The following is a 9,478-nucleotide window of genomic DNA, read 5'->3' as shown; positions in this document are numbered from 1 at the left end:
CGACGTCCTCGAACTCGCCGCGATCCCGTCGGCGCTCGGTCTCGGCCGCGTCGGTGTGCTGGCGGAACCGATGACCGTGGCGCAGTTCGCGCAACGCGCGGCACACGCGCTGCGTACGCCGTGGGGCGTGCGTGCCACCGGCCCGGCCGATCGGCAGATCACGACCGTCGCGGTGTGCGGCGGAGCCGGTGACTCACTGCTCGCCACCGTCGCGCAGCTCGGCGTCGACGCCTATCTGACCGGCGACCTCCGGCATCACCCGGTCGACGAGGCGCTGCGGTCCGGCGGCCCGGTGCTCCTCGACGCCGGGCACTGGGCCACCGAGTTCCCATGGTGCAGGCAGGCCGCCGAACAGATCACCGCCGCCACCGGTTGCGTGGCGGAGTGCCACGACGCACCCACCGATCCGTTCACCGTGCACACGTCCGCCTGACACGGCGCGTACCGTGAACGTTCACCGCCCGGTGCAACGGCGCGCCGTGGCTCACCCGGCGCACCCCACCACCGATCCCCCCAGTGCACGAGGAGACACCCGATGAAGGTCGATGCCGGACGGCAACGACTCCTGCTCGAACTCGCCGACGTCGACGCCGGCCTGGCCCGACTCGACCATCGAGTCGGTCACCTGCCCGAGGACGCCGAGATCGCGGAGACGATCACCGCCATCGAGGCCGCCCGCGACGACCTCGTGCGCGCGGAGATCGCCGCGGAGGATCTCGACCGGGAGTATCGCCGCATGGATGGCGAGATCACCGGCATGCGTGATCGCGAACAGAAGGACTCGGCCCAGCTGACCGCCGGAGGCCTTGCGCCGAAAGCGTTGTCGGAGTTGCAACATGAGCTGACCGGATTGGGTCGGCGTCGGCAGGTCCTCGAAGACGACATGCTGGAATTGATGGAGCGTCAAGAAGCACTCGGGTCCGAACGCGATCGGGCATCGGCGACCATCGCCCACCTCGAGGAGCGACTCGCCGCGCTGCGCGGTCGTCGGGAAGAGGCCGTCACCGCGGTGGACGCCGACAAGGAGGCGCTGGCGGCGCGGCGTACCCAGATCGTCGCCGAGGTGCCCGACGAACTGCTCCCGATCTACGAACGCCAGCGCAGCGCGGGCAAGGTGGGAGCCGGGCTGCTCCGCGCCCGCCGGTGCGGCGCCTGCCGGATGGAACTCGATCGCGGGACACTCGCCGGCATCGCCGCGGCGTCCGACGATGAGGTGATCCGCTGCGAGGAGTGCGGTGCGATCCTGATCCGCACCCACGAGTCGGGACTGTGAGCACCCCCTCCGGGAACACTCCCGCAACGCCGTCGTGGCAGGGCCAGATGGCCGCCCCGACCCGCATCGTGTTGGTCCGTCACGGTCAGACGGCGCTGTCGGTGGACCGGCGGTACTCGGGCCGCGGCAACCCGCCGCTGACCGACCTGGGAGTGACGCAGGCGCTGCGCGCGGCACAGCGTGCGGCGTCCGAGCAGCCGATCGCCGCGGTCGTCAGCTCACCCCTCGACCGGGCCAGGCAGACCGCCCAGGCGATCACCGACCTCGTCGGCGGAGAGGTGGTGGCCGAGGACGACCTCATCGAGAACGACTTCGGTGCGTGGGAGGGACTGACCTTCGCCGAGGCCAAGGCTCGCGACCCCGAGGTCCACGCACGGTGGCTCGGTGACGAGTCGGTGCCCGCACCCGGTGGGGAGAGCTTCACCCAGACCGCTGCACGGGTGATCGCCGCCAACGACCTTCTGCTGCAACGTTATCCGGGCCAGACCGTCGTCGTCGTCAGTCACGTCACCCCGATCAAGTCCCTCCTGCGCCACGCCCTCGACGTCGGACCGCAGTTGTTGTTCCGGTTGCACCTCGACCTGGCGTCGGTGTCGGTGGCCGAGTTCTTTCCCGACGGCGGTGCGGTCGTCCGCTGCGTCAATGACACCTCGCACCTGCGGAGAAGTGACACGGCGCACCTTCGGTGAGGCGACACCTCGCATCGCCGGTGACACCCCGGACGCTATCCTGTACGGGCGAACGAGTCGGCCGGGCGGCCGCGGCGCGTGGGACGGCCAGTCACTGGAAACGCCACGCGCCGAGGAAAGTCCGGACTCCACAGAGCAGGGTGGTTGTCAACGGCAACCCGGGGCGACCCGCGGGACAGTGCCACAGAGAACAGACCGCCGGCCGCACGGCCGGTAAGGGTGAAACGGTGCGGTAAGAGCGCACCAGCGATGCGGGTGACCGCGTCGGCTCGGTAAACCCCACCCGGAGCAAGGCCGAAGCACGGACCGCTTGCGGTGCGTGTGCGCGGACGTGATGAGGGCTGCTCGCCCCAGTCCGCGGGTGGGCCGCTCGAGGTACCCGGCGACGGTGTGCCCAGATGGATGGTCGCCACCGACCTCACGGTCGGGACAGGATCCGGCTTACACGCCGACTCGTTCGCCCCCTCCGGCACCCGACGTCATCGTCGACGCTGATCAGGCCATGTCTACGCATGCATGTCACCGTCTGCACGCCGAGTGCGGCGTTATGGTCGGGGAGTGCAACGCAGACTGTCGGCGCCCCAGATCGATTTCGACGCCATCCGTGGAGAACTCGGGGTGAGCGAGGACTACGGCGACGCCGCACTGGAGGAAGCCGCCAACGCACGCGACCGATGTGCCGAGCAGCGCGAGGACCACCGCGATCTACCCCTGGTGACGATCGACCCGCCCGGATCGATGGACCTCGATCAGGCCGTGCACATCGCCACCGATGGCGACGGTTTCGTGGTCGACTACGCGATCGCCGACGTCGCCGCCCTCATCGAACCGGAGGGCGCCCTCGACGCCGAGAGTCGTCGACGCGGCACCACCGTCTACTTTCCCGACGGCTCGGTCCCGTTGCATCCGCGGATCCTGTCGGAGGGCAGCGGTTCACTGCTGCCCGGTGTGGCGCGCCCGGCCGTCCTCTGGACCATCCACGTCGATGCCGACGGACAGATCGGCGACGTGGCGGTGCGTCGCGCCCTGGTGCGTTCGGTGGCCCGCCTCGACTACTCGGGCGTCACCGCCGACGCCGCGGCGGGCCGGGCGCACCCGTCCATCACGGCGCTACCGGCCTTCGGTGCACTGCGGCAGCGGATCGCCTTGTCGCGCGGCGCAATCGAACTCGACCTCCCCGACCAGGAGGTGGTGCACGACGCCGACGGCTGGAGCCTGCAGATCGCGCCGCACACACCGGCGGACATGTGGAACGCGCAGGTGTCGTTGCTCGCCGGGATGTGCGCCGGAACCCTGATGGCCGACGCGGGCGTCGGACTGCTGCGGACCCTGCCGCCTGCCGAGCCCGGTGCCGTGCGGGCATTGCGTGACACGGCACGCGCGATGGGCGTGGACTGGCCGGACGAGCAGGCGCCAGGCGAGTTCCTCGCCGCTCTGCCGGCGGATGCGCCGTCGACCCTGGCGTTGATGTCGCACGCCGGCTCACTGATGCGTGGCGCCGGCTATCTCGCCCTCGGGGGCGGCGAGACGCCGGCGCCGTCGGCGATGGTGCACGCAGCGATCGGCGGGATCTACGCCCACGTCACCGCGCCGCTACGGCGGCTGGGTGATCGTTTCGCGACCGAGGCATGTCTGGCGATCACCGCCGGTGAGCCGGTACCCGACTGGGTGACGCGCGCATTTCCCACCCTGCCGAAGATCCTGCGGTCGGCCGACTCCCTGGGGGCCTCGGCGGACCGGCTCTCGATCGACCTGGCCGAGTCGACGGTTCTCGCCGGCCGCGTAGGGGAGGTCTTCGACGCGGTGGTCCTCGCCGAGGCCGACGCGAAGAAGCCCGCCCGGATCTTCATCGACGATCCGGCCGTCATTGCCGGCTGTAGCGGAAATCCGGCGTCGGCGACCAGGATTCGGGTGCAGCTGACCGCTGCCGACCCGGTACGGCGCACCGTGGGGTTCGCGGCGGTCGGCTGAGCACGAAAGCTCAGAGGTCCTTGGCGGCCTTGCGGTAGGCATCGAGGGCGCGTGTTCCGGCGGCCTCCTGCAGGGCGTCGAGCCGTCCGAGCAGGAACATGTCACGACCGGGGAGATCGGTGCGTTCGGCGAGCTCGGCCAGGCGCGCCCGGTTGATCCGGGTGTCGTTGAAATCGCCGAGCGCCGACTGGATCTTCTTGGCCACCGCAGCGATCTTCTGATAACGCTTGATGCCCAACGGTTCTCCCGCATCGGTGGCGTAGCGCAACTTCTTGGCCCGCTTGCGGATGACGTGCACCTGCTCCTGCCACTCGTGCGAACCCTCGGGGAAGGTCGCGAGTTCTGCCTGAGCCTTTCGAATCTTCTTGCGGCTCTTGGCGATCGCCGCGTCGACCGCCGCGGCGGCGGGCATGTCGGCGTCGGGTCCGCCCGGCGGATCGGTGATCAGGACGTCGATGTCGTCGAGCAGCCGGAAGTAGCGCTCGGAGTTCATCGCAGCATGGGCGGCGCGGATCGCGCGGTCATGCGAGTCCGACTCGGTCCCCGTCAGCGCCGAGACCAAGGCCTCCGACGGCGACTCCCCACGCAACAACGCGGTGTCGATCTCGAGCTGGACCTCCGAATCCCGTGCGTCACCGAGGATTCGGGCGAGCAGGCGCAGCTCGTCGTTGATGTGGGAGGTCCGGTGCGGGTCGAGGACCGTCGGGAAACCCGAGAGCACGCTGCGGAATCGGCGGGTGGCCACCCGCATCTGATGCACGGCGTCGGGCGCGTCGACCCGGACCTCGGGATCGTAGGTGAGCAGGGCATTGCGATGCAGGGTCAGGTCGGTGACCACCAGCTCCAACGCCGACGGGCGTTTGGGCAACCGTGGTTCGACGGTCGTCGTCGGCGTCGAACCGATGGCACGCGCGAGCTTCGAGGCACTCGACGGGTCCGATCCGCCGGCCGAGCGCAGCAGTTTCTGGGCGGCTTTCAGCAATCGGGGAGTGCCACCGGAGAGCAACTCGAACTCCCACTCGGCCCACTGCGCGACCTCACCGCCGGGCAGCAGCGACCGCGCGGTCACGAGGTCCTCGGCGAATTCGGCGAGAGGCTCCTCGTCGACCCCGAAGAGGGTGGTGATGGTGCGGGAGGTGGAGATCACCGCCACCGGGATCAGGCTGCGGTGCCGGGTCAGCGCGAGCACCGGGATCAACAGGGCGTCGGGGAGATCGCCGTCGGCGGGAGCCTCGTCGAACCCGATCTGCAGTTCTCGACGGGCGCCGGGAATGCCACTGGGGCGCTTGAGATGCCAGCCGCTGTCGTGGCCACCGGTGCGACGTCGCAGGGTGATCCGGTTGCCCGCCAGATCCAGGTTGTCGGTGTCGAAGTACGTGGCGTCGAGGGTGAACGTCTCGGGCTCGCGTGCGCCGACGACGCCGGGCAACACCCGCAGGTCGGGGGTGGCGGTTCCGGCTTCGACGTCGAACTTCAGCTCTACCTCGACCTGTTCGGTTGCCACTGGTCCTCCTGTCGGATGTCGGATACGCGTGAAGTGTATATGCGGGTGATCACCGGACGTCGTCGGCGAAGGCGTCGGTCGCCTCGATGAGTCTGCTCCGGATGCCCGGTTCGAAGGATGCGTGTCCGGCGTCGTCGACGATGTGCAGCTGCGCCGACGGCCACGCCCGGTGCAGATCCCACGCGCTGCGCATGGGGCAGACGACGTCGTAGCGGCCCTGCACGATGACGCCGGGGATGTCGGCGATGCGGTCGATGTCGCGCAGCAGTTGGCCGTCGTCGAGGAAGCCGTGATTCACGAAGTAATGGTTCTCGATCGAGGCGAAGGCGATGTCGAAGCGTGGCCCGGAGTCCTCCTTGGCCGCCGCGGCCTCCTCGGGTTTCGGGATGAGATAGCTGGTGGCCTGCTCCCAACCGGTCCAGGCACGGGCGGCGGCCGCGGCGACCTCCGGCTCGGCCGATGTCAGCAGCCGGTGATAGGCGGCCACGAGGTCACCGTCGCGCTCGGCGGCGGGGATGGGCGCGAGATAGGACTCCCAGATGTCGGGGTAGATGTGCGCGGCACCGCCGTTGTAGTACCAGTCGATCTCGCTGCGTCGCAGCAGGAAGATGCCGCGCAGGACCAGCTCCGACACCCGGTCCGGATGGGATTGCGCATAGGCCAACCCGAGCGTGGAACCCCAGGAACCCCCGAACACCTGCCAGGTGTCGATGTCGAGGTGCTCGCGCAGCGCCTCCATGTCGGCGATCAGTGCGCCGGTGGTGTTGACCGAGAGGTCGGCGCCGTCGGCGATGTGCGGGCGGGAGCGACCACAGCCGCGCTGATCGAACAGGACGATCCGATAGCGGTGCGGATCGAAGAAGCGACGCTGATCGGGAGCGGTCCCACCGCCCGGGCCGCCGTGGACGAAGACCGCGGGTTTGCCGTCGGGGTTACCGGAGGTCTCCCAGTAGATCTGTTGTCCGTCGGTGGTGGGCAGGTGTCCGGAGGCGTAGGGCTCGATCTCGGGGTAGAAGTCGCGCATGGTTCACGAGCCTAGACACCCGGGCGCAGTGCGGCGGCGTTGCCGCGATGTCCGATACGCCGGTGATGGCGCAATCGTGGTGGCGCGGTTGGTCATACGAGTAGATGACGTCGGCGTCGCGATCCGTGCGTCGGGGGTGGCTGGGGGGCTAGCGTGACAACCCAGCGCAGGTGAGCTCCCCAGGAGCGCCGAATCGAGAAGGACACGAGAGCGATGATCCAACACGCCGAGCACGTCGAGTTGTTGGCCCGACGTAACTCCGTGGGTCACTTCGGCCAGTTCGCCCATCTGGGAGGCTACGGCGGCCACGTCGGGCTGACCACAGTGGTGGTCGCTCTCGTCGTCGTGTTACTGATCGCTCTCGTCGTGCTGCTCCTGCGCCGCAACGTGCGCTGACGCCCGACCTTGCCCTGGCGTCGACGGATCGCACGTTGCGGCGCTCGGATCAGTAGCTGTGCTCGGGGCCGGGGAAGACGCCCCGACGCACCTCGTCGGCGTATTGGGCTGCAGCACCACGGAGTTCGCCGCCGACGTCGGCGAATCGCTTGACGAATCGGGCGGTCTTGCCGTGGGTGAAGCCGGCCATGTCCTGCCAGACGAGTACCTGTGCATCGGTCTCGTGGCCGGCTCCGATCCCGACGGTGGGGATCGTGAGCTTGCGGGTGATCTGCCCGGCGAGGTCGGCCGGGACCATCTCCATGACGACGGCGAACGCGCCCGACTCCTGAACGGCGATGGCGTCGGCGATCAACTGGTCGGCGGCGTCACCGCGGCCCTGGACGCGGAATCCGCCGAGGCCGTTGACGCTCTGCGGGGTGAAACCGATGTGGGCCATCACCGGGATACCGGCGCCGGTGAGCGTGGCGATCTGGTCGGCGACGCGTTCACCGCCCTCGAGCTTGACCGCGTGCGCACCGGCCTCCTTGAAGAAGCGGACCGCGGTCGCGAGTGCCTGCTGCGGGCCGGCCTCGTAGCTGCCGAACGGGAGGTCGGCGACGACGAGCGCGTGCGGGGCGCCGCGGACGACGGCGCGGGCGAGCGGGATCAGCTCGTCACTGCTGACCGGGATCGTGGTGTCGTATCCGAGGACGACGTTCGCGGCGGAATCGCCGACGAGCAATACCGGGATCTCGGCCTCGTCGAAGATGCGGGCGGTCGAGTAGTCATACGCGGTGAGCATCGACCACTTCTCGCCCTCGGCCTTCATCTGGGCGAGGTGATGGACACGGGTGATGCGTCGGCGGGGGGCGGACTCGCCGGAGCCGGCGGGCGTGCCGCCGTAGACGGAGGTTTCGGCCGCGGGGGTTTCGGCCGCGGGGATTTCAGATGCGGTGGACACCACAGACTCTGGGGACATCGTTGTCTCTTTTCTTCCTCGAGTCCTGGCTGGCAGGTACCCGGGCGGGTGGGACAATCCATTTTCGCACCGGAGGTGATCGGCGAACACCGGCCTGAGCTGTGCCTTTGATCACATCGCAGGAAGGCATTCCATTCCGCGGTCAGGGTGTTTCACGATGTGGGATCACTATCGCAAAGTCCCAGGGTGAAGAGTTCGACTTGTGAACGTAACACGGATTTAACAGGGCATCCCTAATGTCGGCGTTCATGGATCGCCAAAAGGAATTCGTTCTGCGGACTCTCGAAGAGCGGGACATCCGGTTCGTTCGGCTGTGGTTCACCGATGTTCTCGGATACCTCAAGTCCGTGGCGATCGCCCCCGCCGAACTCGAAGGCGCCTTTTCCGAGGGTATCGGCTTCGACGGCTCGGCGATCGAGGGCTTCTCCCGCGTCTCGGAGGCCGACACCGTCGCCAAGCCCGATCCGTCGACCTTCCAGATCCTGCCGTGGACCACCTCGCAGGGTCGTCACCACTCGGCGCGGATGTTCTGCGACATCGCGATGCCCGACGGAACCCCGAGTTGGGCCGACTCCCGCCACGTGTTGCGCCGGCAATTGAACAAGGCCGCCGACCTCGGCTTCAGCTGCTACGTCCATCCCGAGATCGAGTTCTTCCTCCTCAAGGACGCGCCCCTGGACGGCAGTGTGCCGGTTCCGGCCGACTCGGGCGGGTACTTCGACCAGGCGGTGCACGACGCTGCCCCGAACTTCCGCCGACACGCCATCGAGGCGCTGGAGTCGATGGGAATCTCGGTGGAGTTCTCCCACCACGAGGGCGCGCCCGGGCAGCAGGAGATCGATCTGCGTTACGCCGACGCGCTGTCGATGGCCGACAACGTGATGACCTTCCGCTACGTCGTCAAGGAGGTCGCGATCTCCGAGGGCACCTGGGCGACGTTCATGCCCAAGCCCTTCAGTGAGCACCCGGGATCGGCGATGCACACCCACATGAGCCTGTTCGAGGGGGAGGCCAACGCCTTCCACAACCCCGACGACCCGATGCAGCTGTCGGAGACCGGCAAGAAGTTCATCGCCGGAATCCTGTACCACGCCAACGAACTCAGCGCCGTCACCAATCAGTGGGTCAACAGCTACAAGCGTCTCATCCACGGCGGCGAGGCGCCGACGGCCGCCACCTGGGGCGGCGCCAACCGTTCCGCGTTGATCCGCCTGCCGCTCTACACCCCGAACAAGGCGTCGTCGCGCCGCGTCGAGATCCGCAGCCCAGACTCGGCCTGCAACCCGTACCTGACCTTCGCGGTGCTGTTGGCCGCCGGGCTCAAGGGCATCACCGAGGACTACGAACTGCCCGACGAGGCCGAGGATGACGTGTGGGCGCTGACGCCCGCCGAACGGCGCGCGATGGGCTACAAGGAACTCCCCGGAAGCCTGGCCGAGGCCCTGCACGCGATGGAGGAGTCCGAGCTGGTCGCCGAGGCGCTCGGCGAGCACGTCTTCGACTACTTCCTGCGGAACAAGTGGACCGAGTGGACCAACTATCGCAGCCTGGTCACCCCCTTCGAACTCAAGAGCTACCTACCGCTGTAGGTCGAGCCGCACCGCGACACGCGGCCGGATTCGCCGCCCGGGCTCCGACGTGTCGGCGTCAGACGCTATTT

9 protein-coding genes and 1 other RNA gene are annotated in these 9,478 nt (G+C 68.5%); 7 read left to right on the top strand and 3 right to left on the bottom strand.

The window, feature by feature from the left end; translation table 11 throughout:
* The 5 genes from GOPIP_RS15165 to GOPIP_RS15150 all read left to right on the top strand — a co-directional run.
* On the top strand, window positions 1–433 hold a 433-nt coding region (locus GOPIP_RS15165; protein ID WP_006370584.1), incomplete at its 5' end, for a Nif3-like dinuclear metal center hexameric protein.
* A gap of 102 nt (window positions 434–535) precedes the next feature.
* The gene (locus GOPIP_RS15160) at window positions 536–1,273 is read left to right on the top strand and encodes a zinc ribbon domain-containing protein (protein WP_006370583.1); all 738 of its coding nucleotides are present in this window, start codon (window positions 536–538) and stop codon (window positions 1,271–1,273) included.
* A 47-nt stretch (window positions 1,274–1,320) separates the two neighbouring features.
* A complete protein-coding gene (locus tag GOPIP_RS15155; RefSeq protein WP_035728130.1) occupies window positions 1,321–1,962 on the top strand; it encodes a histidine phosphatase family protein in 642 nt (213 codons plus the stop codon).
* A gap of 53 nt (window positions 1,963–2,015) precedes the next feature.
* An RNA gene (gene rnpB, locus GOPIP_RS28020) (RNase P RNA component class A) lies at window positions 2,016–2,422 on the top strand.
* A gap of 98 nt (window positions 2,423–2,520) precedes the next feature.
* Entirely contained in the window at window positions 2,521–3,933 is a 1,413-nt protein-coding gene (locus GOPIP_RS15150) for an RNB domain-containing ribonuclease (RefSeq protein WP_006370581.1), read from the top strand.
* Between the two features lie 10 nt (window positions 3,934–3,943).
* Here the strand turns inward: GOPIP_RS15150 and GOPIP_RS15145 are convergent, their stop codons facing one another.
* Window positions 3,944–5,437: a CYTH and CHAD domain-containing protein gene (locus tag GOPIP_RS15145; RefSeq protein WP_006370580.1), complete on the bottom strand. Its 1,494-nt coding sequence runs from the start codon at window positions 5,435–5,437 to the stop codon at window positions 3,944–3,946.
* A gap of 49 nt (window positions 5,438–5,486) precedes the next feature.
* Window positions 5,487–6,461, bottom strand: coding sequence for a prolyl aminopeptidase (gene pip / locus GOPIP_RS15140; RefSeq protein ID WP_006370579.1), 975 nt, complete (start codon window positions 6,459–6,461; stop codon window positions 5,487–5,489).
* A 213-nt stretch (window positions 6,462–6,674) separates the two neighbouring features.
* Between pip and GOPIP_RS15135 the strand changes: the two genes are divergently transcribed.
* On the top strand, window positions 6,675–6,857 hold the full coding sequence (locus GOPIP_RS15135) for a hypothetical protein (protein WP_006370578.1): 183 nt from the start codon (window positions 6,675–6,677) through the stop codon (window positions 6,855–6,857).
* A 49-nt stretch (window positions 6,858–6,906) separates the two neighbouring features.
* Here GOPIP_RS15135 and panB read toward each other — a convergent pair whose 3' ends face one another.
* On the bottom strand, window positions 6,907–7,818 hold the full coding sequence (panB, locus tag GOPIP_RS15130; protein WP_006370577.1) for a 3-methyl-2-oxobutanoate hydroxymethyltransferase: 912 nt from the start codon (window positions 7,816–7,818) through the stop codon (window positions 6,907–6,909).
* Window positions 7,819–8,066: 248 nt separating this feature from the next.
* Here panB and glnA point away from each other — a divergent pair, with 248 nt between their 5' ends.
* Window positions 8,067–9,407, top strand: coding sequence for a type I glutamate--ammonia ligase (glnA, locus tag GOPIP_RS15125; protein ID WP_026920042.1), 1,341 nt, complete (start codon window positions 8,067–8,069; stop codon window positions 9,405–9,407).
* Window positions 9,408–9,478: the final 71 nt, after the last annotated feature.

The organism is Gordonia polyisoprenivorans NBRC 16320 = JCM 10675, assembly GCF_000241325.1.
GTDB classification, from domain to species: Bacteria; Actinomycetota; Actinomycetes; order Mycobacteriales; family Mycobacteriaceae; genus Gordonia; species Gordonia polyisoprenivorans.
This window is presented reverse-complemented; position numbering and strand designations above follow the sequence as displayed.